Source organism: Bacteroides cellulosilyticus DSM 14838, assembly GCF_000158035.1.
GTDB classification, from domain to species: domain Bacteria; phylum Bacteroidota; class Bacteroidia; order Bacteroidales; family Bacteroidaceae; genus Bacteroides; species Bacteroides cellulosilyticus.
Genome location: NZ_EQ973539.1, coordinates 1 through 522, shown reverse-complemented (window position 1 = coordinate 522; position 522 = coordinate 1). Strand labels below are relative to the sequence as shown.

Below are 522 nucleotides of genomic sequence, written 5' to 3'. Positions count from 1 at the left end.
TCTCGCTGTCACCGGGGGCGGGGTGGTCCAGGCCGATCCACTGCCCTTGCCAGTCTGCTTCATTCAGTAATCCCATACTCCAGAAGGCGGGTTCGCTCCAGTCGGTTTCATTAGTATGGGTATAGACTTTTACTTTCCAGTAGTAAGGGGTGTTACGCTTCAACGTTTCACCTTGATAAGTGATCCATTGGGAAGCGTCTGTTTTCACCTTGCCCGAATCCCAGCAGTCTCCTTTGCCTTGTGCCAGGAGTTCAGGGGAGGAGGCTACAAGAATATGATAGGCGGTCTGCATCACATTTTGTTCGTCCGATTCGATACGCCAGCCCAGACGGGGGTGGCGGATGTCGATTCCCAGTGGATTCTTCAATTGCTCTGTTCGCAGGTCGGTGACGCGCAAGGCTGCGTGTGCCGTACCAGCGAGGATGAGGAGGTAAAGTAGGGATATTGATATCTTCTTATTCATATTGATTACGTTATGATATTGAGTGATAGTTCAAGATTACTTTTATAAATGATAATTTG

1 protein-coding gene is annotated in these 522 nt (G+C 49.0%); it reads right to left on the bottom strand.

The window, feature by feature from the left end:
• On the bottom strand, positions 1 to 463 hold a 463-nt coding region (locus BACCELL_RS25560), incomplete at its 3' end, for a glycoside hydrolase family 78 protein (protein WP_007215090.1).
• Positions 464 to 522: the final 59 nt, after the last annotated feature.